Origin of the sequence: Agrobacterium vacciniicorymbosi (genome assembly GCF_040427045.1) — a bacterium.
Lineage (GTDB): Bacteria > Pseudomonadota > Alphaproteobacteria > Rhizobiales > Rhizobiaceae > Agrobacterium.
Map to the genome: position 1 here is coordinate 481,726 of NZ_JBETMF010000001.1, position 25,273 is coordinate 506,998.

At 58.7% G+C, this 25,273-nt stretch carries 24 protein-coding genes; 15 read left to right on the forward strand and 9 right to left on the reverse strand.

Translation table 11 applies throughout. The features are described from left to right. Positions 1–77 precede the first annotated feature (77 nt). A complete protein-coding gene (locus ABUK73_RS02445) occupies positions 78–1,016 on the forward strand; it encodes a carbohydrate kinase family protein (RefSeq protein ID WP_353575876.1) in 939 nt (312 codons plus the stop codon). 31 nt (positions 1,017–1,047) lie between these two features. Beyond that, positions 1,048–1,971: a pseudouridine-5'-phosphate glycosidase gene (locus tag ABUK73_RS02450; RefSeq protein ID WP_353575877.1), complete on the forward strand. Its 924-nt coding sequence runs from the start codon at positions 1,048–1,050 to the stop codon at positions 1,969–1,971. A 92-nt stretch (positions 1,972–2,063) separates the two neighbouring features. On the opposite strand, the gene ABUK73_RS02455 is transcribed toward ABUK73_RS02450, so the two are convergent. Next, positions 2,064–4,346, reverse strand: a complete 2,283-nt coding sequence (locus tag ABUK73_RS02455; protein ID WP_353575878.1) for an OmpA family protein — start codon at positions 4,344–4,346, stop codon at positions 2,064–2,066. Positions 4,347–4,686: 340 nt separating this feature from the next. Between ABUK73_RS02455 and ABUK73_RS02460 the strand changes: the two genes are divergently transcribed. The 5 genes from ABUK73_RS02460 to ABUK73_RS02480 all read left to right on the forward strand — a co-directional run bounded on the left by ABUK73_RS02460 (position 4,687) and on the right by ABUK73_RS02480 (position 8,537). After that, positions 4,687–5,460, forward strand: a complete 774-nt coding sequence (locus ABUK73_RS02460) for an ABC transporter substrate-binding protein (RefSeq protein ID WP_113088029.1) — start codon at positions 4,687–4,689, stop codon at positions 5,458–5,460. Between the two features lie 114 nt (positions 5,461–5,574). Continuing rightward, positions 5,575–6,378 (forward strand): ABC transporter permease, encoded by an 804-nt coding sequence (locus ABUK73_RS02465; protein WP_353575879.1) that lies wholly within the window; start codon positions 5,575–5,577, stop codon positions 6,376–6,378. Next, positions 6,375–7,205, forward strand: coding sequence for an ABC transporter permease (locus tag ABUK73_RS02470; RefSeq protein WP_113088027.1), 831 nt, complete (start codon positions 6,375–6,377; stop codon positions 7,203–7,205). The genes ABUK73_RS02465 and ABUK73_RS02470 overlap by 4 nt, the downstream gene beginning before the upstream one ends. Before the next feature lie 162 nt (positions 7,206–7,367). Beyond that, entirely contained in the window at positions 7,368–7,634 is a 267-nt protein-coding gene (locus tag ABUK73_RS02475; protein WP_113088026.1) for an usg protein, read from the forward strand. Positions 7,635–7,712: 78 nt separating this feature from the next. Next, complete coding sequence (locus ABUK73_RS02480) at positions 7,713–8,537, forward strand: class I SAM-dependent methyltransferase (RefSeq protein WP_353575880.1); 825 nt, start codon at positions 7,713–7,715, stop codon at positions 8,535–8,537. An 89-nt stretch (positions 8,538–8,626) separates the two neighbouring features. Here ABUK73_RS02480 and ABUK73_RS02485 read toward each other — a convergent pair whose 3' ends face one another. The 3 genes from ABUK73_RS02485 to ABUK73_RS02495 all read right to left on the reverse strand — a co-directional run bounded on the left by ABUK73_RS02485 (position 8,627) and on the right by ABUK73_RS02495 (position 10,417). Continuing rightward, a complete protein-coding gene (locus ABUK73_RS02485; RefSeq protein WP_111838188.1) occupies positions 8,627–9,115 on the reverse strand; it encodes an Lrp/AsnC family transcriptional regulator in 489 nt (162 codons plus the stop codon). Positions 9,116–9,181: 66 nt separating this feature from the next. After that, positions 9,182–9,829: a uracil-DNA glycosylase family protein gene (locus ABUK73_RS02490; protein ID WP_353575881.1), complete on the reverse strand. Its 648-nt coding sequence runs from the start codon at positions 9,827–9,829 to the stop codon at positions 9,182–9,184. 9 nt (positions 9,830–9,838) lie between these two features. Continuing rightward, on the reverse strand, positions 9,839–10,417 hold the full coding sequence (locus ABUK73_RS02495) for a thermonuclease family protein (protein WP_353575882.1): 579 nt from the start codon (positions 10,415–10,417) through the stop codon (positions 9,839–9,841). 107 nt (positions 10,418–10,524) lie between these two features. On the opposite strand from ABUK73_RS02495, the gene ABUK73_RS02500 reads away from it, so the two are divergent. Next, positions 10,525–12,060, forward strand: coding sequence for a sensor histidine kinase (locus ABUK73_RS02500; RefSeq protein ID WP_353575883.1), 1,536 nt, complete (start codon positions 10,525–10,527; stop codon positions 12,058–12,060). Here ABUK73_RS02500 and ABUK73_RS02505 read toward each other — a convergent pair. After that, positions 12,057–12,476 (reverse strand): diacylglycerol kinase, encoded by a 420-nt coding sequence (locus ABUK73_RS02505; RefSeq protein ID WP_113088023.1) that lies wholly within the window; start codon positions 12,474–12,476, stop codon positions 12,057–12,059. The genes ABUK73_RS02500 and ABUK73_RS02505 overlap by 4 nt on opposite strands. An 8-nt stretch (positions 12,477–12,484) precedes the next feature. Next, positions 12,485–13,507, reverse strand: coding sequence for a nicotinate-nucleotide--dimethylbenzimidazole phosphoribosyltransferase (gene cobT, locus ABUK73_RS02510; protein WP_113088022.1), 1,023 nt, complete (start codon positions 13,505–13,507; stop codon positions 12,485–12,487). Between the two features lie 100 nt (positions 13,508–13,607). Between cobT and ABUK73_RS02515 the strand changes: the two genes are divergently transcribed. Genes ABUK73_RS02515 through ABUK73_RS02525 form a run of 3 tightly spaced genes read left to right on the forward strand, consistent with a single transcriptional unit; the run spans position 13,608 to position 15,343 of the window. Continuing rightward, positions 13,608–14,426, forward strand: coding sequence for an adenosylcobinamide-GDP ribazoletransferase (locus tag ABUK73_RS02515; protein WP_353575884.1), 819 nt, complete (start codon positions 13,608–13,610; stop codon positions 14,424–14,426). Between the two features lie 18 nt (positions 14,427–14,444). After that, entirely contained in the window at positions 14,445–14,639 is a 195-nt protein-coding gene (locus ABUK73_RS02520) for a DUF1289 domain-containing protein (RefSeq protein WP_113088020.1), read from the forward strand. Then, a complete protein-coding gene (locus ABUK73_RS02525) occupies positions 14,636–15,343 on the forward strand; it encodes a TIGR02281 family clan AA aspartic protease (protein ID WP_353575885.1) in 708 nt (235 codons plus the stop codon). Before ABUK73_RS02520 ends, ABUK73_RS02525 begins: the two co-directional genes overlap by 4 nt. A 33-nt stretch (positions 15,344–15,376) precedes the next feature. On the opposite strand, the gene ABUK73_RS02530 is transcribed toward ABUK73_RS02525, so the two are convergent. The 3 genes from ABUK73_RS02530 to ABUK73_RS02540 all read right to left on the reverse strand — a co-directional run bounded on the left by ABUK73_RS02530 (position 15,377) and on the right by ABUK73_RS02540 (position 21,040). Next, positions 15,377–15,958: a transglutaminase-like cysteine peptidase gene (locus ABUK73_RS02530; RefSeq protein WP_353575886.1), complete on the reverse strand. Its 582-nt coding sequence runs from the start codon at positions 15,956–15,958 to the stop codon at positions 15,377–15,379. A gap of 429 nt (positions 15,959–16,387) precedes the next feature. Next, positions 16,388–17,509 carry a hypothetical protein gene (locus tag ABUK73_RS02535; RefSeq protein WP_353575887.1) on the reverse strand — a complete coding sequence of 374 codons (1,122 nt, stop codon included), beginning with the start codon at positions 17,507–17,509 and terminating at the stop codon, positions 16,388–16,390. Positions 17,510–17,641: 132 nt separating this feature from the next. Further along, the gene (locus ABUK73_RS02540) at positions 17,642–21,040 is read right to left on the reverse strand and encodes a YhdP family protein (protein WP_353575888.1); all 3,399 of its coding nucleotides are present in this window, start codon (positions 21,038–21,040) and stop codon (positions 17,642–17,644) included. A gap of 178 nt (positions 21,041–21,218) precedes the next feature. Here ABUK73_RS02540 and bcp point away from each other — a divergent pair, with 178 nt between their 5' ends. The 4 genes from bcp (at position 21,219) to ABUK73_RS02560 (ending at position 25,190) form a co-directional block, all read left to right on the forward strand. Further along, positions 21,219–21,686, forward strand: coding sequence for a thioredoxin-dependent thiol peroxidase (bcp, locus tag ABUK73_RS02545; protein WP_353575889.1), 468 nt, complete (start codon positions 21,219–21,221; stop codon positions 21,684–21,686). A gap of 99 nt (positions 21,687–21,785) precedes the next feature. Then, positions 21,786–23,057, forward strand: coding sequence for a M23 family metallopeptidase (locus tag ABUK73_RS02550; protein ID WP_353575890.1), 1,272 nt, complete (start codon positions 21,786–21,788; stop codon positions 23,055–23,057). 208 nt (positions 23,058–23,265) lie between these two features. Continuing rightward, positions 23,266–24,768 carry a DEAD/DEAH box helicase gene (locus ABUK73_RS02555; protein WP_353575891.1) on the forward strand — a complete coding sequence of 501 codons (1,503 nt, stop codon included), beginning with the start codon at positions 23,266–23,268 and terminating at the stop codon, positions 24,766–24,768. A gap of 2 nt (positions 24,769–24,770) precedes the next feature. Then, positions 24,771–25,190, forward strand: a complete 420-nt coding sequence (locus ABUK73_RS02560) for an NUDIX domain-containing protein (protein ID WP_353575892.1) — start codon at positions 24,771–24,773, stop codon at positions 25,188–25,190. Positions 25,191–25,273: the final 83 nt, after the last annotated feature.

Below are 25,273 nucleotides of genomic sequence, written 5' to 3' on the forward strand. Positions count from 1 at the left end.
CTGATACGATAGCGTCCAAACAGGTCATCAGGCACGAATCGACGCGATTCTGACCGATCACAAAAGGAAAGTTTGCAGTGAAGAAAATACTCGTTCTTGGCGGCGCACATATAGACCGCCGCGGCATGATCGAGACCGAAACCGTGGTTGGCGCCAGCAATCCCGGCGCGTGGATGGAAGAGGCAGGCGGTGGCGGTTTCAACGCCGCGCGCAATCTCTCGCGGCTTGGCTTTACGGTCAGGATCATCGCGCCACGCGGCGGCGATGCCAATGGCGAGACGGTTTCCGCTGCTGCGCGCGAAGCAGGCGTGGAAGACACGCCATTCACCTTTCTCGACCGCCGCACGCCAAGCTACACCGCCATTCTGGAACGCGACGGCAACCTCGTCATCGCCATTGCGGATATGGATCTCTACAGGCTGTTCACCCCGCGTCGCCTGCGGGTGCGCGCAGTTCGCGACGCGATCATGGCAAGCGACATGATCCTCTGCGACGCCAACCTGCCCGAAGATACGTTACAGGCCATCGGCACGGCAGCGCGGGTCTGTGGAAAGCCTCTGGCTGCCATCGCCATTTCCCCCGCCAAGGTGGTGAGGCTGAAAGCGGCACTGCCGGATCTCCATATGCTGTTCATGAACGAGGCGGAGGCGCATGCGCTGACGGGTCAAAGTGTGCACGACGTGCGCGAATGGCCAAAGCACCTCGCCGAACTCGGTCTTCGCGGCGGCGTCATCACCAGCGGTGCACGTCACGTCGTCGCTTTTTCCGAGCGGGAAACGGCTATCCTTCACCCACCGCTGATCGAAGCCGTGCGGGATGTCACCGGTGCGGGAGATGCGATGGCATCGGGTTATCTCGCCGCAATTTCGCAAGGTGAGCCGCCTTCGCAGGCCCTTCGCTGGGGTGCGGCGGCGGCTGCCATCACCGTTCAATCGGTCAGTGCTACGGCAGCGGAACTCAACACGGGCTCGCTGGAAGCGATGCTGGCCCTTGTCCCCGCAGCCGAAATGTTGTGAAGAGATCGCTGACATAGAATTGGAAGAAACAATGACAAAACCCCAGCTCCCGCTTTTGCCCATCGCCTATTCGGACGAGGTTGCCGCAGCAAAACAGCGCGGCGCGCCCATCGTCGCGCTCGAATCCACCATCATCACCCATGGCATGCCCTACCCCGGCAATATCCAGATGGCTGAAAGCGTGGAGCAGATCATCCGTGATCAGGGCGCGGTGCCCGCGACCATCGCCGTCATTCACGGCACGCTGCATATCGGGCTTGAGAAGCACCAGCTCGAGGCGCTTGCGCAGACGACGGATGCGATGAAGGTTTCACGCGCCGATATCGCCTTTGCCATTGCCGAACGTCGCACCGGCGCCACCACCGTTGCCGCCACAATGATTGCCGCCGAACATGCAGGCATCAAGGTTTTCGCCACAGGCGGCATCGGCGGCGTGCATCGCGGCGCGGAAGAGAGCTTCGATATCTCTGCCGACCTGACCGAACTTGCCAAGACCGGCGTGATCGTCGTCTGCGCAGGTGCAAAGGCAATTCTGGACGTTCCCAAGACACTGGAAGTGCTGGAAACGCAGGGCGTTCCGGTCGCCACCTTCGGATCGACGGAATTTCCGGCATTCTGGTCACGCTCGTCAGGCCTCAAGAGCCCCCTGTCACTCAACAGCCCGGCAGCCATTGCGAACTTCCAGTCCACCCGCGAACAACTGGGTATCGAAGGCGGCATGTTGATCGCCAACCCCGTTCCGGAAGAAGATGAGATCGCCAGCGAGGAGATGGAAATCTACATCACCCGGGCGCTGTCCCATGCCGAGGAAGACGAGATTGCTGGCAAGGCGGTCACGCCATATCTGCTGGCAAAAATCTTCGAAATCACCGAAGGCCGCAGCCTTGAGACCAATATTGCACTGGTGCGCAACAATGCCCGCCTTGCTGCCGAAATCGCGGTTGCGTTGGGCTGAAGCTGAAGGCGCTGCGTTTTAGCAAGTAACGCAGGACAAATAAAAGCCCGGAAACCTCTCGGTTCCCGGGCTTTTTAGTACGTGTGATCCGCTTAGTTCTGCGCGATCGGCTTCACCAGCGAGGTGATGCGGCGGATGGTTACGCGTCGGTTTTCCTGTGCTGGTCCGAGTGTCTGGACCTTGAGGAAGCGCTCGCCATAACCCTGCGTCGTCAGGTTTTCCGGCGGAATGCCGTAAACATCTGTCATCACATTGGCGACTGACGCAGCACGCTCGTCGGATAGAACAAGGTTGCTCTCGTCGCTGCCCACGGCGTCGGTATGACCTTCGATGAGGAAGGTTTCCGCCGGGTTGTTCTTCAGCACCTTGTTGATGGCATCCGCCACCTTGCGCAGAGACTGTGCCTGGCTCATCGGAATTTCGGCACTGCCGGTCGCAAAGGTGATCGTGTCGAGGTCGATACGGCGGACCTTGTCACGAATACGGGCGGAGTAGCGCACTTCATCCATCGTGTAGACGCGCTCGACGGGCTCGACCGGCGGCTGCTCCAGGAAGCGATAGTAATCGCGGTCCGGATCACTGGACGTGTCGATGATGTAGTCCTGAACCGGAATGCGCAGGCGCATCGGGGGCAGGTCCAGGCCCGGGTCGCGATAGACATATTCACGATCCGGCTCATCCACGAGTTCCGGTGCGTAGAACAGCACATATTCACGGCCACGATTATCGATACGCGAACGCTGGATGATATCGCCGTAGCGGTTGCGAACGGTCACGACCTGCGTGCCATCTGGCCGCTCGATCGTTTCGCGGTAGCGGTCGTCAGGAAGACGCTCGTAGTATGGCTTGGCACCATCGCGAACGAAACGATCGTCGTCATTGCCACGCACGACCACGCGGTCGCCGAACTGCAGGAAGACGCGGTCGCCCATGTCCCGATCCCGTGGGCCGCCGCGCGGCATATCGCGGGGCTGCCATTCGCGCACGCCATCCGGGCGATCATAGTCTGGACGGCGGTTGATCCGCTCACCCTGAATATTGGTGATGGCCTGAATGTTGATCTGCGGTGCAGGATTGTTTCCACGCGCGGCAGCCTGCGCTTCCGCGTCAGATGTCGGCACCTTGTAGTCTTGGACCTGCTCGCGTTCCTGGCGGCGCTGCTCGCGGGACTGCTGGTTGCCGGTGCGTTCGGCTTCTTTGTCGCTGTCGAGAACCGCAGCACCCTTGTCTACCGGCAGGATAACAGTGTCGGCAGACTTGGATGGGTCCTTGGCAACGGCACGGGCCTTGTCGAGCTGCTCCTTGGTCGAAGGAGGCGCTTCCTGCTGCGGAACTGCGACCTGATCAGGAACGGGTTCGCCAGCTGGCGCCTGTCCTGTGGTTCTGCCGTCCTGCGGTGCGGGCGTCGGTGCATTTGGCATCGGTGTAGGTTCACCGTTCTGGCCACGCGGTGGGCGCGGCTGTTCGGAAGGCTGCTGGCCCGGTGCGGGGTTCGGCTGCTCTCTTGGCTTTGGCGGCTGGCCGGGTGTCGGCGGCTCGGCAGGCACAGGTGCGTTCTTTGCATCCGGTTCCGGGGCTGCTGGCTTCTTGCCTGGAACGGCTGGCTTTTCCGGGTTTGCTTCGCCGGCTGCCGGTGCTGGCTCCTGGCCTGGGCGAGGACGCTCGCCTTCAGGGCGTGGCTTCTGTTCGCCTTCTGCGGCTGGCTGCTGATCGCCCTGCTGGCGACGTGGGCGTTCCTGCTGCTGTTCCGGCTGAGCCTGATCGGGCGCGGCATCCGGCTTGGCGTCGCGACGTGGACGTTCCGGACGTGTTTCGCCTTCAGCCGCTGGCTGCTGGTCGCGTGGACGACGCGGGCGCTCCTGCTGCTGCTCGGGCTGAGCCTGCGCAGGTGCTGCATCCGGCTGAGCTTCACGGCGCGGGCGTGGCTGCTGCGGCTCTGGCGCAGCTTCGGGGGCTGCCTCGCGACGAGGACGCTGCTGTTGTTCGGGTGCTGCCTCCGGTGCGGCTTCGCGACGTGGGCGCTGCTGCTGCTCGGGTGCAGCTTCGGGGGCTGCTTCACGGCGTGGACGCTGCTGTTCAGGTGCCTGCTCTGGCGCTGCCTCACGGCGTGGGCGCGGAGCTTCTTCCTGCTGACGCTGAGGCTGTTCGGCCTTCGGCTCTTCCTTTGGCTGCTCCTGCTGGCGCTTCTTCAGAAGCTCCTCAGCATTGGGGTCTGCCTGTGCCAGAAGGACAGGTGCGCTGGCGGCATCCGTGGTTTGAGATGATGTATAATGAATAGCGCCCGCGTTGGCCGCAGCCAATGCAGGCTCGGCAACCATCGCAATCGACATGAGCGGAAATACCACCCCGGTCAGCAGCTTGTTTTTCTTGAGCATCGTAGTTCCTCACCTAGTGATCGTCTTTATACCGCTGTCTCACGGCCTTTTGAAAAACCTTCTGCACATGCGGGCGGTGAACAACGCCTGAATGGCAGTCTTGTTCCCATCATGGCGAAGCTGTTCTGTACCGCAAATGAACAGATCAAGGCCTTTTCATGAACTGATTGTGGCCTTCGTTGCGGTGCGAAACGATTAGGGTTGCATTTTCAAGACAAGGATAAGACTATCCGCCAAGCGCGGCGCTCACCCTTTCGGGCTAAGAGGCCACGCGAAACATTCACCGCCCGGAAAACATAAACAAACCGGTGCGGAAGACTCGCCGAAAGAGAGGATCGAAATGCGTATTTCCACCCGTCTGCTAGCTGCTGCATCGATTGCCGCGATGTCGCTTTTCTCCGGTGCCGCCATGGCGCAGGACAAGCTGGTCATTGGCACGGAAGGCGCCTACCCACCCTTCAACGTTCTTGAAGCAGATGGCACGCTGACCGGCTTCGACATCGACATCGCCAAGGCGCTGTGCGTTGAAATGAAGGCAGAGTGCACCTTCGTCACGAATGACTGGGACGGCATCATCCCTGCCCTGCAGGCCAAGAAGTTCGACGCCATCGTCGCGTCCATGTCGATCACGCCAGAGCGTCTGGAAAAGGTCGATTTCTCCAAGAAGTACTACAACACGCCGCCAGCGATTGCCGTGCCAAAGGACAGCCCGGCCAAGACGGTTGAAGACCTGAAGGGCAAGACCATCGGCGCGCAGGGTTCCACCACCCACGCCAACTACGCCGAAAAGCACCTGGCGGATTCAGAGCTGAAGCTCTATCCGACGGCTGACGAGTACAAGCTCGACATCACCAACGGTCGTATCGATGGCGTCATCGACGACATCGTCGTTCTGTCGGAATGGGTCAAGTCCGACGCTGGCAAGTGCTGCAAGATCCTGACGCCAATGCCGGTTGATGAAGCCATCAACGGTCAGGGCGCAGGCATTGCGGTTCGCAAGGGTGACACGGCGCTTGCCGACAAGTTCACTGCTGCAATCGCCGCAATCCGTGCCAATGGCGAGTACAAGAAGATCAACGACAAGTACTTCGATTTCGACGTTTACGGCAAGTAAGCGATTTGTTTGTTGAATATTGTGGCGGAAGGCTTGCCCTTCCGCCATTTTTGTTTGAGAACAAGGTCATAAAACAATACGAAACGCGCGGCAAAGACCGCAGGGGAAATTGGCATGAGCGGAGCATTTTCCGCCATAGGTTCGTTCTGGACCTATCTCACTTATCTCTTCGATCCATTCTGCGGACCGGTCGGCATCTTCTCTCTCTTCGGTAACGGAACACTCGTTGCCTGTGGCGATGCGGGCTGGGGCGATGAAATCGCCTATGGCGTCAAGATCACCATTTCCGTTGCGCTCGCCACCTTACCAGTTGGGCTGACCATCGGCTTTCTCATTGCGCTTGCGGCGCAATCCAGTGAAAAATCGCTGCGGCTTGCCGCCGGTATCTACACCACCATCTTTCGCGGTCTGCCGGAACTGCTGACGCTCTTCATCGTCTATTACGGCATACAGATGCTGTTGCAGTCCGCCGGTGGCTATATCGGCTTTTCCGGCCCCATCGAGATCAATGCCTTCGTTGCGGGCATGGTGGCGCTTTCGGTGGTCTTTTCGTCCTACGCGTCGGAAGTGCTGCTGTCCGCCTTCCGCGCCATTCCCAAGGGCCAGTATGAAGCGGGCGATGCGCTGGGTCTTTCCCGCAGCCGCACCATGGTTCTCATCATCATTCCGCAGCTGGTGCGCATTGCGCTGCCCGGCATGACGAATCTCTGGATGATCCTGCTCAAGGATACCTCCTACGTCTCCATCATCGGCCTGTCCGATATTTTGCGTCAGACGGGCATCGCTGCCCGCGTCAGTAAGGAAGCCTTCTTCTTTTACGGCATCGCCTGTCTGCTCTATCTCATTCTGGCGCTGATTTCGTCCTTCGGGCTTGGCTTCATCGACCGCTGGTCGCGCCGTTCGGAGGCACGCCGATGAGCCACGCCGAACACCTCATTCCCGCACGCCCTGCCCCGCCTGCCGCCGCCAAGCCGCTTTCCGCCTCCAAAATCGTTGGCGTTACCGTAACCGGCTTGTGGCTGCTGCTGGCGCTGGGTCTCATTTACAGCGTTATCGATGATTGGGACCCAGACAAGTTCACGCGTTATGGCCCCCGCTATCTGGATGGCTTGATCACCACCATCACACTGGTGGGAACATCGATCATTCTTGGCGCTATGCTATCGCTGCCCATCGCCTTTGCCCGCATGTCCAGCAATCGCATTCTCGGCACGCTGGCCTATGTCTATGTTTATGTGTTCCGCAGCACGCCGCTTCTGGCGCAGCTCTTCCTGATCTATTACGGCCTTGGAAGTTTCCGACCTGAGATGGAAGCCGTCGGCCTATGGTGGTTTTTCCGCGAGGCCTGGTATTGCGGCCTGCTGTCGCTGACGCTCAATACAGCTGCCTATCAGGCGGAAATCCTGCGTGGCGCGATCCAGAGCGTGCCGAAGGGTCAGCTGGAAGGTGCCGCGTCGCTTGGCATTTCCAAGCCGGTGACATTCTGGAAGATCGTTCTGCCGCAAGCCCTCATCGTGGCGCTGCGCCCCTACGGCAACGAAATCATCCTGATGATCAAGGGGTCTGCCGTCGTCTCCATCGTCACCGTCTATGATCTGATGGGCCAGACACGTTATGCGTTCTCGCGCACATTCGATTACCAGACCTATCTCTGGGCTGCGATTTTCTATCTCTCCATGGTCGAAATATTGCGTCACGTCTGGGCATGGCTGGAGGCGCGTCTGACGCGGCACCTCACCCGGTAAACGCTTGGCAGCACTCATGCCGAACGAATGCTAACAGACTGAAAAATATAACGAATTTGTGACAATCTGGCCGATTGGCAAGGTTCGGTTAATCATGTCATGCTCCCATGGTCTGCGATACTTCCAAAGTATCGGCGACCAACAAGAACCGGAGCAGCCGCCATGAACAAAGACATGGAAATGATGCTGAAGGGCTATGGCGTTACCACGGCCCAGATTTTCTATCATATGCCGGACCATCCCGTCGTTCTGCAAACCTACCTCTGGCAGAACTACGATCTTGCGCCGGATTTTCCCGAAATGAAGGGCTTCCTCAAATTCTGGCAGGAAAAGCTGGATGGGCCGCTGCACTCCGTGCGCTACGTCCACCGCCAGCTGATTTCGGCGCAGGAATGGCGCTCGCTCAAGGGAGAGTTCATCCTCCACTGACGAAAACAAGGATTGCACCTCACGGCGTTGCGGACTAAGCAGGCTTCAATTTTCAAAGCCAAGCCCCGGATGCGCGCCATGACGAAGAACCAGAAGATCGATGAAGAGGCTCTAGCCGAAGCCTATAACCGCGCTCTTGCCTTGGAAAAGGCTGGCGATATCGATGCTGCGGTCAAGGCTTACGAAGAGGTTCTGGCCATCGACCCGGACGATCACGGCGGCGCTGCCGTTCGCATCGCCTCCATGGGACGCGGCGAAACGCCACCAAAGGCACCGGATGCCTATGTCGAAACCCTTTTCGACCAGCAGGCCGAAGCCTTTGAGGATATTCTGGTCGAACAGCTCGGCTATGCCGTACCAATGATCGTGCGCCAGCGCCTGCAAACGCTGGAACTCGGCCCATTCAAGCGTCTGCTCGACCTCGGCTGCGGCACAGGCCTGACCGGTGAAGCCCTGCGCGACATGGCGGAAGACATTACCGGCATCGACATTTCCGAAAACATGGTCGAACTCGCCCATGAAAAGGAACTCTACGAAACGCTCTACATCGCGGAAGTCGAAGACTTTCTGGAAGACAATGACGACGAGCCCTTCGACCTGATCACGGCAACCGACGTGCTGCCCTATCTCGGCGCACTGGAGCCTATCTTTTTCGGCGCGGCTGAAAATATGGTCGAAGGTGGCGTCTTCATCTTCTCATCGGAAACACTGCCTACCGAAATCCTCGCTGGCCGCCCCTATATGGTCGGCCCGCACCAGCGTTTCGCCCATTCCGAAACCTATGTCCGCGAACGCCTTGCTGCGACCGGTTTCGAGATCACCGAAGTCACCGACATCAACGTGCGCATGCAGGACGGACACCCGACGCCGGGTCATCTGGTGATTGCTAAGTTCAAGGGGTGATGGCGTAACGTCAGTTACGCTCATTCCTATGCTCGTCACAGGAATAAGGAACGAAAGAGTGGGCGCGCCATCCGGCACGCCTCTTCACATCACTCTTCGCCGGACTTCGGGTTGTCCAGCAGCATGTAATCCAGCGGCAGTTCCGTCGTGTATTTGATCTGCTCCATGGCGAAGGCAGAGGATACGTCGCGTATTTCGATCTTGGCGATCATGCGCTTGTAGAAGGCGTCATAGGCGGCGATGTCAGGCACCACGACGCGCAGCAGATAGTCCACGTCACCGCTCATGCGGTAGAACTCGACCACTTCCGGAAATTCCGAGACGACTTCGGAAAAGCGCTTCAACCACTCGATGGAGTGGGATGCGGTGCGGATGGAAACGAACACCGTGACCTTGGTGTTGACCTTGCCGGCATCGAGAATGGCGACACGACGACGGATGACACCGTCCTCTTCCATCTTCTGGATACGTCTCCAGCATGGCGTCGTGGAAAGACCAACCTTCTTGGCAAGGTCGGCAACAGCAAGGGTAGAGTCTTCTTGCAGAATTCGTAGTATTTTTCGGTCGAGGCGGTCCAATCTACTCTCCTCCAGAATTATTTTCCTCTGTTTACACTAAAAAAAAGGAAAAAAAAGAAATTTGTTTCAGGAGAGTAGCCTATCCACATTCTGTCGAAGCACGGGCAATAATTCCCCCTCGAACCAGGGGTTTTTCTTGAGCCAGGCGCTGTTTCGCCAGCTTGGGTGCGGCAATGCCAGCACCGGCACGCCCTGATTTACATAGAGATAGCTGCGCCAGTTCTGCACTGTTTCCGTCATGGTTTTCATACGGCATGCACCGAGATGCCAGGCCTGCGCGTATTGGCCGATGGCCAGAATGAGCTCGATCTGCGGCATGGCCTGCATAGCGCTTTCGCGCCAGCGCGGCGCACATTCCAGCCTCGGCGGCAGATCGCTGCCTTTGGCGTCGTAACCGGGAAAACAGAAGCCCATCGGCACGATCGCAAAACGGTCGGCATCGTAGAATGTCTCGCGGCTGACATTCAGCCAATTCCGCAGGCGGTTGCCGGAGGCATCGTTGAACGGCAGCCCGCTTTCATGTACGCGCAGGCCCGGTGCCTGCCCGGCAATCAATAGTCTCGCCTTGCTGGAAATCACCGCCACGGGGCGCGGCTCATGCGGCAAGCGATCCACCTCGCCCTTTAACGGCGTATCCCGACAGATGCGACAGTGCGCGATATCCCGCCGCAATGCCGCTATCAACACCTCATCCTGCTCCGTCTTTGCCAACATGACGCGACCTTACCACCCAAGAATATGACGAACCAGAGACAGCACACCCGCCAGAGGTACATCCATATCGGCAGCCTTATGCTCCCGCCGCCAGTCGCGCGGCTGCTCGAACGTTCCGGACCAGATGCCAGCCCGCTGGTTTTGCGCCAAGGCCTGCTCGCGCGAGAAGAGGAAATACTCCGTCGTCACCGCAAAACCCGCAGCCACGATCTGCGCGGCAACGTCTTTGCCCTCGATGGAACAGCGCACCAGCAACCGCTTGTAGCGATCCCTCTCGTTGCCGGAACATTCCACTGTGCCGGATTGCAGCAATGTTTTCACATAGGCTTTTGCCTCAGCACCGCACGGCCACTCTTTTTTGTCACGCAGGCAGGTCTGGCCCAGTTCCGGAGCGTCGATTCCGACAAGACGAAAGCGTTCGCCATCCCGCGAAACTGTATCGCCATCGACCGCCGTAAACCGACCCGAAAACCGCTCCTGGTTCAGGCCATCCACCTTCGCCGCAATCAGCGTTCCCATGACCAGTATAAGGGCCGCGATGATGCCGTCCTTCACCAGCCGGAAGGGCGTGCCTGACTTTCGTCTCATGTAAGAACAAACCCTTTTCAGAAATGGCAAACAAATCCTTTAACAGCAGCATCTTCTTAAGATTTTGCCATTAGGCTGCAAGTCTTTAGATCACTCGCGTTGTGTCCATGAGTAAGAGCGCTAGCACCACTGCCGACAAAAACATCGTCGACCGGTCCCGGACACGGCGCAACAAGGCTGTTTTCGACACGGTCAAGTCGACGCGTGAGCGCCTGCAATATGGCCCTGTCAGCGCCAACGCTTTCGAGCGTGACATGCTGCAGATGCACATTGCCGAGACCTTGCAGAGCGCAACCATCATGCCGCTCTTCATCGTTCTGGCCACCGGCGTAGGCATTTATATCAGCCGCGATCCGCAGATCATCGGCTGGTCCGTGCTGGCTTTGACCGCCCATGCGCTCGCGCTTTTTTTTGCACGGCGCGCATCGCGGCAGGAACTGAACGCCGCAAACATCGTCACCTGGAACAACATATTCCTCGCCACGCAGATCGTGATCGGCCTCGTCTGGGTGCTGTTTGCGATCCAGCGCATAGAGCCCGGCGATGCCTCGCTCATCATGTTCTACAAAGGCGCGACTCTACTTATTGCGCTGTCGATCACGGCGACATCCAACTTCCTGCTGCGGCGCGCGACGTTGATGACATTCCTGCCAGTGCTGGTGGCGCTCAGCGTCACCGCCGCGCTGTCTCGCAGCCCCATGGAAATCGGTCTGGCGCTGATGTTTTCCATGGCGATGCTGTTTTGCCATCACGTCACGAAGCGTCTCTATCACTCCAGCATCAAGCTTCTGTCCTTCCAGTCTGAGAAGGACGACCTGATTGCAGAGCTGGAAGTGGCAAAATCCATGTCGGATGAGGCCCGTCGCAGGGCAGAAGAAGCGAATATGGCGAAGTCCCGTTTTCTGGCGTCCATGTCGCACGAGCTGCGCACGCCACTGAACGCCATTCTCGGCTTTTCCGAGGTCATGGCATCGGAAGTCCTTGGGCCGCTGAACAACCCTCTATATAAAGAGTATTCCGGCGATATTCACCGCTCCGGCCAGCACCTGCTCGACCTCATCAACGAAATCCTCGATCTCTCGCGCATCGAAGCCGGTCGCTACGATCTGCATGAGGAAGCCATCGCGCTTCTGGAAATTGCCGAAGATTGCGTCGGCATGATCCAGCTTCGGGCGCGCGCCAAGAACATCCGCATTTCACAGCAGTTTGAAACCACCCTGCCGCAAGTTTGGGCAGATGAAAAATCCATCCGTCAGGTCATTTTGAACCTTCTGTCCAACGCCGTGAAATTCACGCCTCAGGGCGGCGAGATTTCCATCAAGGCGGGCTGGACGGCGGGCGGCGGGCAATATGTGTCGATAAAGGACAATGGTCCCGGCATTCCTGAAGAGGAAATTCCGGTCGTGCTCTCTGCCTTCGGCCAGGGATCGATCGCCATCAAGAGCGCGGAACAGGGCACGGGCCTCGGCCTGCCCATCGTTCAGGCCATTCTCGCCAAGCATGACGGGCAGTTCGTGCTGAAATCCAGATTGCGCGAAGGCACGGAAGTTATCGCCATTCTGCCAGCCAAGCGCGTGCTGCAAAGCATTCCCGCCGTGGAAGACGTGCAGGTGGTGCAGCCCCGCAAGCGTTCGTTCGCTTAAAGCATCACCGGCGAAAAGAACAAGGTGCTGACAAGCGAGTACAGCACGAATCCGCCATTGGCGAGCAGCAGGCAGAATACCGCAAACGAGCCGAGATCCTTGGCGTTGCGAGCGGCGGAAGAAAACTCCGGCGAAACGCGGTCTACGATTTCTTCGATGGCCGTGTTCAGGGCTTCCACAGAAAACAGCAGAAGCATCAGAACCACGAAAATCAGGTAATGCGGCAATGGTGCACCGATGACGCCCAGCAGCACGAGCCCCGCGCCCAGAGCCAGCACCTCGTGGCGAAATGCCGCTTCCTTCCACAGACGCACCAGCCCCTGCCCCGAATAACGGGCCGCGGCAAAAAGATGCTTGAACCCGGTTTCCTTGCGAAAAACCGGTTCAGGAGAAGGCGTGTTGTTGATGTTGTCCATCGGCGTGCTCAGTGGTCGGTGCGAGTATCGACACCCGCCATGGCGAATGTTGCCATTCCAGAATGGCACGCCGCTGCCGATTTGACGATACCGGCAGCAAGGGCTGCACCCGTGCCTTCCCCCAGACGCATGCCAAGCGCCAGCAGCGGCGTCTTGCCAAGCTTTTCAACGGCGGCCAGATGGCCGGGCTCACCGGAGACGTGGCCGATAAGGCAATGGTCAAGCGCAGCAGGATTAGCAGCCTTCAGCAAGGCCGCCGCAGCCGTTGCCACATAGCCGTCGATCAACACCGGAATCTTCTCCACGCGCGCAGCCAGAATGGCGCCGGCCATGGCCGCAATTTCGCGACCTCCCAGACGGCGCATGATTTCCAGTGGGTCGGACAGATGATCCTTGTGGAATTCGACGGCGGCTTTCACAGCAGCAATCTTGCGCGCCATGACATCGCCTTCAGAACCGGTGCCCGGGCCGGTCCACTCTTCAGCGGTGCCGCCATAGAGCGCCAGATTGATTGCAGCCGCAATGGTGGTGTTACCGATACCCATTTCACCGAGGCAGAGAAGATCTGTGCCACCGGCAATCGCCTCCATGCCAAAGGCCATGGTGGCGGCACAGTCGCGCTCGGAAAGCGCAGGCTCGCAGGTAATGTCGCCGGTCGGGTAGTCGAGCGCCAGATCGAAAATCTTCAGGCCCAGATCATGGGTCACGCAAATCTGGTTGATGGCGGCACCACCGGCGGCGAAGTTTTCCACCATCTGCTGGGTGACGGAAGATGGATAGGGTGTGACGCCATGGCGGGTAACACCGTGGTTTCCGGCAAAGATTGCCACCAGCGGACGGGTAACGGCTGGCGCGCGGCCAGACCACGCCGCCAGCCACATGGCGATTTCTTCCAGACGACCGAGCGAACCGGCAGGCTTCGTCAGCTGTGCGTTGCGCTCTTTGGCAGCCACGAGCGCGTGCGTGTCCGGTCCCGGCAGGTCGCGCAGCAGCGTGCGAAAATCATCAAAAGGCAATCCGCTCATGCTCATGATATCGGTCTTTCTGGTCGTGCCGGACGCTTGTGTTTTCCGGCAAATCGGTCTTTGTTGCGCTTCTCATAATCGGGGATGCGCGCAGCGACAACCTCAAATGCGACAAGCGCCACCTCAACTATTGGAGAGACGATTGCGGGCCGGGGATTTTCTGACGGATATGATGCGCGCGCTGAGCTTTCTCAGCCGCATTCCGGTGCACGACATCTTCTTTGAAAACGAGCATCGCACCATGGGCGAAAGCGCCCGCGCCTTTCCCGCTGCCGGTCTTCTCATCGCCCTGCCCTCAGCCCTCGTCGCGGCGCTTCTAGCCCATTTCCATGCCGACGCGCTGCTGACAGCCGCCATCACGCTCGCCATCGCAACACTGATGACAGGCGCGCTGCACGAAGATGGCCTTGCCGACACGGCGGATGGCTTCGGCGGCGGCAGGGATAAGCATCGCGCGCTCGAAATCATGAAGGACAGCCGCATCGGCACCTATGGCGCCATCGCGCTCACTCTGTCGTTTCTCGTCAGAACAGCCGCCATTGCCGCGCTGATCCGCGAAGCCTCGCCGCTTGCCATCTTCGTCGCCCTGCTGGCGACGGCATGCCTTAGCCGTGGACTGATGGTCTGGCACTGGCAGGCGCTGTCACCGGCCAGAGACGGTGGCGTTGCCGTATCGGCAGGTCAGCCGGGAGAGCGCGAGCGCAACACCGCCCTCATCTTCGGTTTGGGCATCGCCATTCTTTTCGGCCTGCCCTTCCTCCAACTGGTGCCGTTGGGTCTGGCGCTCATAGCCGCATGCGTCGCGACCCATCTGTTCAACCGGTTCTGCCTGCGCAAGATCGAAGGTCACACTGGCGATACCATCGGCGCAACCCAGCAGATCACGGAGATCGTGATGCTCGCAGGCCTTGCTCTCATTGCGTGAAGTGCGGATATAAAGTCGATGGAAACGCCCTGTATCAATGTCTGCACGCTCGACCCGCAAGATGGCCTTTGTGATGGCTGTCATCGCAGCATAGATGAGATCATGGCGTGGTCGCGCTATAGCAATGCCGAGCGCAGCCAGATCATGGCTGACCTGCCGGGCCGTCTGGCTGCGAGGAATACGGGAAATACTGAGGAGACTGCGAACGCATGAACAGGCTGACTTTCGTTTTTCTCGTGCTAGGCGTCGGTCTTGCACTGCTGATCATCAATCATGATAGCGGCCAAACCTTCGGCATCAATAACGAGCAATTCGGGGAAGCCGTTTATCTTCTGCCTATCGCGGGCCTTCTGTCGGTCGGCATCCTGGCGGGCAATCGCGGCGGCTTTTCAACGGTTCTGCGGCAATTGGCCATCTGGCTCGTCATCATCCTCGGCCTCGTCTCGGCCTATCTCTATCGTTATGATGCCCAACGCTTCGGAGAACGGTTGCTGGCAGGGCTGATGCCCGGCCGCGCCGTGGTCGTCACCACGCAGGACGGTGCGCAGGAAGTCATTCTCAACAAATCCATGAGCGGCCATTTCGAGACCGATGCGCAGGTCAATGGCGCAGCGGTGCGCATGCTTGTCGATACCGGCGCAAGCTCCGTTGTGCTGTCTCGCAGCGATGCGGAGGCAGTCGGCATCAATGTGGATAATCTGGCCTATACGGTCACCGTGATGACGGCCAATGGGCGGACATCCGCCGCCCCCGTTCGCCTGTCGGAAATCGCCATCGGCCCGATTGTAAGGCGTAATGTCCCTGCCCTCGTGGCGCAGGATGGTCAACTGGACCAGAGCCTGCTGGGCATGACCTTCCTCTCCACGCTCGGTTCACTGCAAATGCAAACCGATGAGCTGAGATTGCGAGACCGCTAGACCGTTCCCATTATCAATGAGAAACGGTCTAAATCAGATTTCGCTCAACTGCTTGGCGCGCGGGCCGGACAGGATGACTTCCCAGGCCGCCTTGTTCTCGAACTTCTGGCGAGCGAGGAAGGTGTAGCCGGTGCGATCCCAGGATTTGATCGAGCTGGTCATGTTGTCCAGAACGTAATCGCCATCCGCAAAGCGGACCATCAGGACGGCATGGTTGTTGCCACCACGGTCCAACACGACGGAAACCGACATTCTGCTGGCAGGAAAGCCTGCATCCAGCAGCGCCTTGGTCTTTGCCATGGCGTAATCTTCGCAGTCGCCGCGTCCGTCTTTCGGCAGAGACCAGTAATTGCTGCGACCATAGACAACAGTGTCTTCGGCGGGACGAATGGCGGAGTTGACCTGCCTGTTGACCTTGGTCACGAGTGCAAGCGCATCTTCATCGCTCATCTTCGTGCCGGCCTTGGCGGAACAGAGCCAGCTGTAGCGCTGACAGGCGGAGGAGAAACCTTCAGGTGCTGCGATGGAGCGTGTGGCCTGAAGCTGGCCTGCGGAGACATTAGAGCAAAGCGTTGCCGCGCCCAGAAGAGCGAAAGCTAAAACGGAAATCTTCATGATTATGCCAGTTCCTTCGAGGTAGCCTGGTGATCCAAGGGTTCGGCATCCGCCGCCCGACTCACGCAATAACAAGTAGGCATTCACACTGAAGGTGACCCGACATCACGTCGTACTCGAACTAAATGCACCTCTAAAACGCGCCTAAGGCTCACCTATTCGCATGATTAGCCTAAAATATCAAAAAAAAATTAATCTACCCCGTTTTGATATGTGCCAAATCGGGAATTTTTCCAAACGCAACAAACATCCCACACCTGGCATCAACCTTCGCGCCGAACTACAAAAACGTTAAAAATTAGAAAAAAATCCTCAAATCAGAATAATACTTTCGGATAGTAACGTCGCGAATCTAGCTAAATGGAATTACAGTCAAGGTATTAGTACGAAATAATCACAGTATATCAGCACGTTGTGGATAATATTTTCTTAATATAGCCTCCAGATTGCGGTCATAAAACTGCCAATCAATGGAGGAATCCCATGAGCAGTAAGATAACAACTGTGTTTTCGTGTATTGCAATCTTGCTGTCCAGTACCACACTGGCATCGGCACAAACGCGCGTACAAAGATGCGACCGGGTGAGGCCAGGGACGATAGAATATCTCCTGTGCAGGCCAACGGCCACAATTCCCACGACCCCTGACAACCAGGGCGACAACGACAGAAACAACGGAAATCCCGTAAGCACCGACCCAGGCACCGGCAGCAATCCCGGCGGCGGTAACCCTGGCGGTGGCAATCCCGGAGGTGGCGGGCACCATGGTGGTGGCGGACATCACGGCGGCGGTGGCCATCATGGCGGCGGCGGACACCATGGCGGTGGCGGTAACCATGGCGGTGGCGGTAACCATGGCGGCGGTGGAGATCACGGCGGCTGGGGCGGCGGCGGTAATCACGGTGGTGGCGGCAACCATGGCGGCGGTGGAGATCACGGCGGCGGTGGCAACCATGGCGGTGGCGGTAATCATGGCGGCGGTGGAGATCACGGCGGTTGGGGCGGCGGCAATGGTAATGGCGGCGGCAACGGCAATGGCGGAGGCCATAACGGCGGTGGCAACCACGGCGGTGGCGGTAACCATGGCGGCGGTGGAGATCACGGCGGCTGGGGCGGCGGCAATGGTAATGGCGGCGGCAACGGCAACGGTGGTGGCAATGGCAATGGCGGAGGCCATAGCGGCGGCGGCAGCCAGGGCGGCGGTGGAGACCACGGCGGCTGGGGCGGTGGCGGTGGCCATGGCGGTGGCGATCACGGTGGCGGCCAGAGCGGCGGCGGCTGGGGTGGCGGTGGCCACGAAGGCGGCAGCGGAAATGGTAACGGTGGAGGCAACGGTAATGGCAGCGGGAACGGCAATGGCGGAAGTCATGGCGAAAGTGGCGGTGGTCACGGAGGCGGTGAGCACGGCGGCAACCAAGGCGGCCATGACGGTAATGGCAATGGTAGCGGCAACGGCAACGGTGGTGGCAACGGCAATGGTGGCGACCACGCCGGCTGGGGCGGCGGCGGTGAGCATGGCAACGGTGGCAATGGTGGCCACGGCGGCGGCCATAGCGAAATCAACGCTACCTGAACGCCTTCAAGATGGAAAACTGGCAGCGCTCGCGCTGCCAGTCTCCAACACATCAAAAAGACTTCGGTAATACGCCATATCCATATTCAGGGCCGCTTGGAGCGGCCCTTTTTATTGGAACTCGAAGATTTGGCGGAAGACGCCGGGCGCGATCAGGGAAAGCGGATTGATGGCGAGACGCGGCGAGTCCGTCTGTCCTGTCAGCTTGAAGGTGATGCCCAGCAGACCACGATCCCGCCCATTGCCGAGGAAGATGCCGATGAAGGGCAATTCCCCGAAAAGGCGGTTGAGGCCATAGGCAGGCATGAACGTGCCGGTCATGTCCATATTGCCGTTCTGGTCCTTCACGATGCCCTGAAAGGTCGCGCCGATCTGTTCGCCACGAACCACGCCGTTTTCCAGTGCCAACGTACCGTTGACATAGACTACGCGGGCAAAACCGCGCTGAAATTTTTCCGAACTGACATCGATGTTGCGGCGAACCGCCGTGTTCAGGCTTCGGCCATCCTCACCCGTCGGCGTCGCCACGATATCCTGCAGCTTGGCTTCGTTGAGAACGGCGAAATTGCGCAGGTCGAGAGACCCGCTCCAGTCATTGCCATTGGCCGTGGTCAGCGCCAGATTCAACAGACCGCCGCGAACGCGGGAATAGAGGTTGGTGAAGCGCGCGAACGAGCCCGCATCGCTGGTCGTCAGATTGATCGTCCCGCCATCGCCGCGATTGGCGGTCTGGGCAACCAGCGCCTGTCCCCGGCTGGTGACCGCCTTCAGATCAATGGTGCGCAGCTTGCCGTCACGCAGATTGATGTCCGCATTGACGTTGCTCATCACCTCGTCATTGAAGCCATAGATCTTGTCCAGCTGCGCCTTGACCGAGAAGGAACCAAAGTCGCCGTCACCGCCGCCTGGGGCGGCATTGCTCTTGCCGCTGGAGCTACGCAGCTTTGCGATAAGAGGCCGGAGATCGGCGGATTTTCCGCTGGCGCTGACCGTGTAATTCTTGCGCGCCGATGAGATGGAAACGGCAAAATCATCCTGCGGAGAAAGCTGGAAGCGCGAGAAATTGGCAGAGGTCAGCCCCGCTTTGTCGAAAGCCAGATCACCCGCCGCCCCGAACCCATCACCCTTGAGCGAGAAGTTGCTGATCGACGTGCGGCCATCGACCGTATCCATGGTGAAGGAGGCATTGGCGGGAATACCAGCCCCCTTTGTCCAGCCAATGCCCGGCAGGATGATGGAGGCGTTGGAAAGATCGAGTTTCACACCCTGCCGACGCGGATCGGAACCGTTGATTTCCAGCAGCGTCGTGCCGCCCAGAAGCTTGGTCAGTTCCGGTGCGAGCTTGGCGATCTGCCCCGGCTCCAGCGTGGCCTTGAGCAGCATCTGCCGGGCAACGGTGCTGGATTTGCGCGTCGGCTGAACCAGATCGAGGTCCATGGGAACATCATCGATGCGGGCCTTGCCCTTCATGCGCAACGCATCATTGTCGATGGTCATCGGACCATTGATCGACGACACATCGCGGCCAGCGAATGGCCTCGTTAGTGAGACGTCATCCAGATCCAACCGCGCCGTCCATTTGGGCGGCGGTGGCTGCTGACTGTTCAGAAGGCCAACGGTCAGCTTGGCATTGGCCTTCACCTGCCCTGAAAAATCCTCCGGCTTGAATTCTGTATCCTTCAGAGCATTGATCGGCTGAAACGTTGCCAGCTCCGCCACGGCATCGGCCGAGCCCGAGACATTGAGATCGAGATCGGCCGTCAACGGCTTGTCATAGACCGAGTCGATGGAGAACTTGCTGTTTTCCAGCGCCAGCGTGCGGTTGGACGGGAAGAACGATGTCGCCTTGATGATATCGACGTTGATCTTCTCACCCACCAGCTCAAAATGGGCGGAAGCGTCTCGCAGCGGCGGTATGTCGCCGGTCACGTTCAGGCGTGTATTGTCCACATCGAACCTGATCTGCAATTCGCCAGCGGAAAGCTCCAGCGGACAACCCGGCCCACACATTCTGCCTTCCGGAATGAAGACGGCAATGGAGCCGTTTCTGACCGTACCGCCAAACAGGTTGGCCACGACCCAGGGACGCGCCTTGCGCGCCATCCAGAACGGCCACAATTGCTTGACCGCCGTCGCCTCCATCTTGGCAATCTGGCCGCCGAAGCTGATCTCAGGCGAGCCCTTGCCAACGAAATGCACCTTGAGCGATCCTGCCATGTCGCCCAGCGCACTCTTTACATAGAGTGCCGGCACATCCAGCCGGTGCGTCGACTTGTCATAAGTACCATCTGCCGTCAGATCGAAAGTGACCGGCGGTTCCCCGCCGCCTTCGGCAATCGCGGTTGCCTGCTCCATGCGCATCGCCAGATCATAGCCGATATCGCTATCCTTGATCTGCCCATGCAGAGGCAAAACGGTTTGGCCCAGCGTCAGGCGGGAGTTCTCGACCGCGATGACGCTCTTGTCGAAGTCATACCTCGCATTGATGACACCGCTCGTCACCGGCTGCGCATCGCCGCCGATATAGAGCTTGCCGTCGCCAATACCCACGGAGACCGCAAGCGATGGCTTGGTCTCGCCTCGGTCTCTGTTGCCGACGATGTTGATGCCCGCTTTGACATTCAGGCCCTGGTGCATCAGTCCTTCGGGATCGTGCTGCTCCAGAAGCGGACCGATATCGAAACCATCCAGCCGTGCGGTAAAACCATCGATACTGCCGCTAGCACCCTTGGCCGCCAGCGAGAGCGTGGCAACCTCTCCGTTGAAGGCGACATTTCCATCCAGCGAATAACCGCCATCGCCATCGGGAACCAGCGAAAGCTCGCGCAGCGAAATCGTCCGCGGCTCACCGTCTTCTCTTGGCGGCAGGCGGATGGCGATGTCGGAGAGGTCGATCTCTTCCGTGCCACTGCGCTGGAAGGCCTGCGCAAAACGATCCAGCTCGGTGAAGGCGAGGTCCAGATAGGTGGGAACGTCGTCCACCCGCATCTTCGCCCAATCAATGGCCTGCCCCTTTGGCAAAAGCGCGGTGTCGAGCTCCATGCCCGTCGCTTCAAGGCTCTGGACGGAGACGCGACCCGTAATCAGCGCCAGGGGATCGAGCGCCATGCCGATGGCGCGGGCGCGGCTCAGATGCTGGCCGGTATCCTGCTCGATGATATCGACATCCTGCGCCACCAGCGCCAGATGAAAGCCGGAGGCAAAGCGCACAGAGGTCGAGCCGATGCGCGCCTCATAGCGGGAGCCGATGGCGTTTTCCAGCGCCTGCTTTGCCTGCTTGGACAGCGCGCTGTCGACAGAGCCGGTTTCAATGGAAAGAATGATTCCGCCGACCGAGATGAAGGCCAGAATAACCAGCGCCACGAAAACCTTCAAAAGCGCACGCATCATGGAGCGTGGCGCGGGGCAATGGACAATGATCGGGTCTACCACTTGGGCAGAAGGCATTGCATGCAGCGGCGTGATATCGCGCTTGCTGAAGCTGACCTTTTCGCCACGAATTTCCGCCATCCGCCTGTGCTTGCTCCCGGAATTGCCACGGCCCTGAAATCACCATCAAGGCCTGCTCGGAGTGACGGGTCAACCAATCACAACGTCTGACTCGCCACAAGACTGGACGAAGCTCTTATTCGGTATATATCGAATAGTGGCCCATTTACTCAACAATCCGGCGAAAGAAAGGTCACCCATGACAGATTTAGCAATTGGCGATAAAGCACCGGATTTCACGCTTCCCAGAAACGGCAGCGGAGACATCAATCTGGCCAGCCTGCAAGGCAAAGCCGTCGTTTTGTATTTCTATCCAAAGGATGACACATCCGGCTGCACCGCGCAGGCCATTGATTTCAGCGCCATGGGTGCGGACTTCGAAGTCGCCAACGCCGTGGTCATCGGCATTTCGCCCGATTCGGTGAAGAGCCACGACAAATTCGCCGCCAAACATTCCCTCACCGTCATGCTGGCCTCCGACGAGGAGCGTCAGGTGCTGGAAGCCTATGGCGTGTGGAAGGAAAAAAGCATGTATGGCAAGAAATATATGGGCGTAGAGCGTACCACATATCTCGTTGCGCCAGGTGGCAAGATCGCCAAAATCTGGAACAAGGTGAAGGTGCCCGGTCACGCCCAAGAGGTTCTGGACGCCATCAAGGCGCTCTGAAAATCGCGCCATGGTGCTGCGGCGCCAGTGAAAGTCAAAACTTCGTTAACCTTAACAAATTACTATCCGGCCAAGACGAGATTGGCCGGAGGTGGGATTTTGACGGAAGCGGGTAAAAGCCTGTCATTTGGCAAAAAGCGCCAGCAGCACGTTCTGATTCTGGCCAGCGGTGATAAAGTCCGCCATCTCACTATTCGCCCGTGGCTTGCCGCGACTGCCCTTTGCGTAGTCGGCCTGCTCAGCGTCGGTTACATCGGAGCGACTGCTTATCTTGTTTTGCGCGACGATCTGGTCGGCGCGACCATTGCCCGCCAGTCGCGCATTCAGCGGGAATATGAAGACCGCATCGCTACCCTGCGTGCGCAGGTGGATCGAGTCACCTCCAAACAGTTGCTGGATCAGAAGGTGGTTGAGCGAAAGGTCGAGCTTCTCTTGCAGCAGCAGAACGCCCTAACCTCCCGCCATGGCCGCATGAGCGAGCTTCTGGAGCGCGCCGAAAAATCCGGCCTGTCCGAAAACACGAATGAGAAGAGCCCGGTCAACGCCTACGCGCCTGACAAGAGAGCGAGCCTTTCCGGCGCGTCCAGCGCCATCGGCAATCTCATGGTATCATCCTCCTCCGGCAGCGGGCTGAAGGGCAGCCTGACCTATGGCGCCACCAGCGACAAACTCTCCGACCGCAGCCTTGCGAAGATGATCACCTCTCTCAGCAAGGTCGAAAACGACCAATTAAGCCGAATCGCTTCGCTGACGATAGGTGCCGAAAACAAGGCCGATGCGATGGCCGACATCATTCGCAGAACCGGAATCAAAATCGACGATTCTGCCGATCAAGCGATCGGCGGCCCCTTCGTTGAGCCGGTCAATGATAGCGCTGGCACCTTCGAAACATCCCTCAGCAATCTCGATAGCGCTCTCAACCGGCTGGAAACGGTGCGCGGTGCAGCCGTGTCGCTGCCCTTCGGCAACCCAGCTCCGGGCCGCGAAATTTCCAGCCGTTTCGGCAATCGCATCGATCCGTTTCTGGGCCGCCTCGCCTTGCATGCGGGTGTGGACTTCGTTGCCGAAACCGGTGCCGATATTCGCACCACAGGTGCTGGTACGGTCACAAGTGCCGGTTTTTCAGGCGGTTACGGCAACATGGTCGAGGTCGATCATGGTAAGGGCATCACCACCCGTTACGGCCACATGTCCCAGATTCTCGTCAAGGAAGGCGACAAGGTCAATCTTGGCGATGTCATCGGCAGAGCCGGCAGCACCGGTCGCTCCACTGGGCCACATGTGCATTATGAAGTGCGGTTGAACGACAATCCGGTCGATCCGATGCGGTTTCTGGTGGCTGGGACAGAGCTGAAAACCTATCTTCAATAGAACAGCCGGCGCGATACGACTTGGTTATTGATGCCGTTACAATTGCCAGTCTCACTGGAAACAGTGGGGCAACCTGTATTATTTTGGGATAAATCCCTGTTTCCTTGACTTTCCGGCTAATTCGGCCTATTTCGCCGCTACAGTCTGCGGCGTCGCCGTTATGACAGCTAAGTGTTCTTTTCGAACCAACACGGAAACAGTTTTTCCTTTGACAACATTCTCTGATCTTGGCCTGAGCCAAAAAGTTCTTTCCGCTATCGAAAGTGCCGGCTACACGACACCGACACCCATTCAGGCAGGCGCAATTCCGCCAGCGCTTGAACGACGCGACATTTGCGGCATCGCGCAGACGGGTACGGGCAAAACCGCATCCTTCGTGCTGCCAATGTTGACCCTGCTGGAAAAAGGCCGTGCGCGTGCAAGAATGCCGCGAACCCTCATTCTGGAGCCCACTCGCGAACTCGCCGCACAGGTGGCTGAGAACTTCGAGAAATACGGCAAGAACCACAAGCTCAACGTCGCCCTTCTCATCGGCGGTGTCTCCTTTGAAGAGCAGGATCGCAAGCTGGAGCGCGGCGCAGATGTTTTGATCTGCACCCCGGGCCGCCTGCTCGACCATTGCGAACGCGGCAAGCTTTTGATGACCGGCGTCGAAATCCTCGTGATCGACGAAGCCGACCGCATGCTCGACATGGGCTTCATCCCGGATATCGAACGCATCGCGAAGATGATTCCCTTCACCCGTCAGACCCTGTTCTTCTCGGCCACCATGCCGCCGGAAATTCAGAAGCTGGCCGACCGCTTCCTGCAGAACCCGGTTCGTATCGAAGTGGCAAAGCCATCCTCGACGGCAAAGACGGTGACGCAGCGTATCGTTGCCACGCACGACAAGGATTATGAGAAGCGCGCCGTTCTGCGCGAGCTCATCAATGCCCAGACCGAGTTGAAGAATGCGATCATCTTCTGCAATCGCAAGAAGGATGTCGCTGACCTGTTCCGTTCGCTGGAACGTCACGGCTTCTCCGTCGGCGCGCTGCATGGTGACATGGACCAGAACTCGCGCACCAAGATGCTTGCGGGCTTCAAGGACAATCAGATCACCCTGCTCGTCGCATCCGACGTTGCGGCGCGCGGTCTCGATATTCCCGATGTCAGCCACGTTTTCAACTTCGATGTTCCGATCCATGCGGAAGACTATGTTCACCGCATCGGTCGTACGGGCCGCGCAGGCCGCTCCGGCGCTGCGTTTACGCTCGTCAACCGCCGCGACACGAAGTATCTCGACGCCATCGAAAAGCTGATCAACGAAAAGATCGAATGGCTGAACGGTGACCTGTCCGAGCTTCCGGCTCCGATGGAAAGCTTTGCTTCAGAGCGCCCGCGCCGTGGCAAGGAAAAAGAACAGCGCGGTCGTGGCCGCGACAGAAACCGCCGCGATGCGGTTCCTCAGACCGAACCAGAAGTCAAAACCATTCAGCCAGCATCAGCCATCGTGGATGTTGCGGCCAACGGAGGCGAAAAGTTGAAGGCAGAGCGCAAGCACGAAAAGGCACCTCGCAATTTCGAGCGGAACCACACGACGTCTCCTGCAAACGACGACAATCGCGAGCGTCGCCGCCACTACCGCGACTACGACGATGGCCCGACACCTGTCGGCTTCGGCGATGACATTCCTGCCTTCATGCTGATCGTGGCAAACGCGAAAGCGTGAGCATGAAACCCGGCATTGATTTTCCGGGTGTAGGCTCCGGCCTTGTCATCCAAAGAGATGGCAAGGTCTTGCTTTACAAGCGGGTCAATCCGCCGGAAGCAGGGCATTGGAGCATCGTCGGCGGCAAAGTGGACCACATGGAATCCGCCGCCACCGCCGCAAAACGCGAAGCCGAAGAAGAAACCGGCCTAGCCATTGGCGACGTCAACTTCCTTTGCATCAGCGAACAGATCATTCCCTCGGACGGCCAGCACTGGCTATCGCTCATCTATCTTGCAGACGATGTGCAGGGGGAACCGAGCCTGACAGAACCCGATAAATTGTCCAATATGGGCTGGTTCGACATGAACGACGCCCCGCAGCCACTATCGCTTTTCGCGCAGGACGCGTTCCGGCATTTGCGCAAGCTAAAAGCTACCTAACAGTCAGAAACCGTAAGCGACCAAACAACGCTTAGTCAACTCTCACGTTTTGGAGCAGCGTATCACCTCTTAGAAAATGGCGA

Excerpts from the sequence above, each read along its gene's own strand:
- ABUK73_RS02450 (WP_353575877.1), top strand. The coding sequence starts at position 1,048 with ATGACAAAACCCCAGCTCCCGCTTTTGCCCATCGCCTATTCGGACGAG.
- ABUK73_RS02455 (WP_353575878.1), bottom strand. The coding sequence starts at position 4,346 with ATGCTCAAGAAAAACAAGCTGCTGACCGGGGTGGTATTTCCGCTCATG.
- ABUK73_RS02460 (WP_113088029.1), top strand. The coding sequence starts at position 4,687 with ATGCGTATTTCCACCCGTCTGCTAGCTGCTGCATCGATTGCCGCGATG.
- ABUK73_RS02465 (WP_353575879.1), top strand. The coding sequence starts at position 5,575 with ATGAGCGGAGCATTTTCCGCCATAGGTTCGTTCTGGACCTATCTCACT.
- ABUK73_RS02470 (WP_113088027.1), top strand. The coding sequence starts at position 6,375 with ATGAGCCACGCCGAACACCTCATTCCCGCACGCCCTGCCCCGCCTGCC.
- ABUK73_RS02475 (WP_113088026.1), top strand. The coding sequence starts at position 7,368 with ATGAACAAAGACATGGAAATGATGCTGAAGGGCTATGGCGTTACCACG.
- ABUK73_RS02480 (WP_353575880.1), top strand. The coding sequence starts at position 7,713 with ATGACGAAGAACCAGAAGATCGATGAAGAGGCTCTAGCCGAAGCCTAT.
- ABUK73_RS02490 (WP_353575881.1), bottom strand. The coding sequence starts at position 9,829 with ATGTTGGCAAAGACGGAGCAGGATGAGGTGTTGATAGCGGCATTGCGG.
- ABUK73_RS02495 (WP_353575882.1), bottom strand. The coding sequence starts at position 10,417 with ATGAGACGAAAGTCAGGCACGCCCTTCCGGCTGGTGAAGGACGGCATC.
- ABUK73_RS02500 (WP_353575883.1), top strand. The coding sequence starts at position 10,525 with ATGAGTAAGAGCGCTAGCACCACTGCCGACAAAAACATCGTCGACCGG.
- ABUK73_RS02505 (WP_113088023.1), bottom strand. The coding sequence starts at position 12,476 with ATGGACAACATCAACAACACGCCTTCTCCTGAACCGGTTTTTCGCAAG.
- cobT (WP_113088022.1), bottom strand. The coding sequence starts at position 13,507 with ATGAGCATGAGCGGATTGCCTTTTGATGATTTTCGCACGCTGCTGCGC.
- ABUK73_RS02515 (WP_353575884.1), top strand. The coding sequence starts at position 13,608 with ATGCGACAAGCGCCACCTCAACTATTGGAGAGACGATTGCGGGCCGGG.
- ABUK73_RS02520 (WP_113088020.1), top strand. The coding sequence starts at position 14,445 with ATGGAAACGCCCTGTATCAATGTCTGCACGCTCGACCCGCAAGATGGC.
- ABUK73_RS02525 (WP_353575885.1), top strand. The coding sequence starts at position 14,636 with ATGAACAGGCTGACTTTCGTTTTTCTCGTGCTAGGCGTCGGTCTTGCA.
- ABUK73_RS02530 (WP_353575886.1), bottom strand. The coding sequence starts at position 15,958 with ATGAAGATTTCCGTTTTAGCTTTCGCTCTTCTGGGCGCGGCAACGCTT.
- ABUK73_RS02535 (WP_353575887.1), bottom strand. The coding sequence starts at position 17,509 with ATGGCCGCCGCCGTGGCCACCATTGCCACCGTTGCCATGCTCACCGCC.
- ABUK73_RS02540 (WP_353575888.1), bottom strand. The coding sequence starts at position 21,040 with ATGGCGGAAATTCGTGGCGAAAAGGTCAGCTTCAGCAAGCGCGATATC.
- bcp (WP_353575889.1), top strand. The coding sequence starts at position 21,219 with ATGACAGATTTAGCAATTGGCGATAAAGCACCGGATTTCACGCTTCCC.
- ABUK73_RS02560 (WP_353575892.1), top strand. The coding sequence starts at position 24,771 with ATGAAACCCGGCATTGATTTTCCGGGTGTAGGCTCCGGCCTTGTCATC.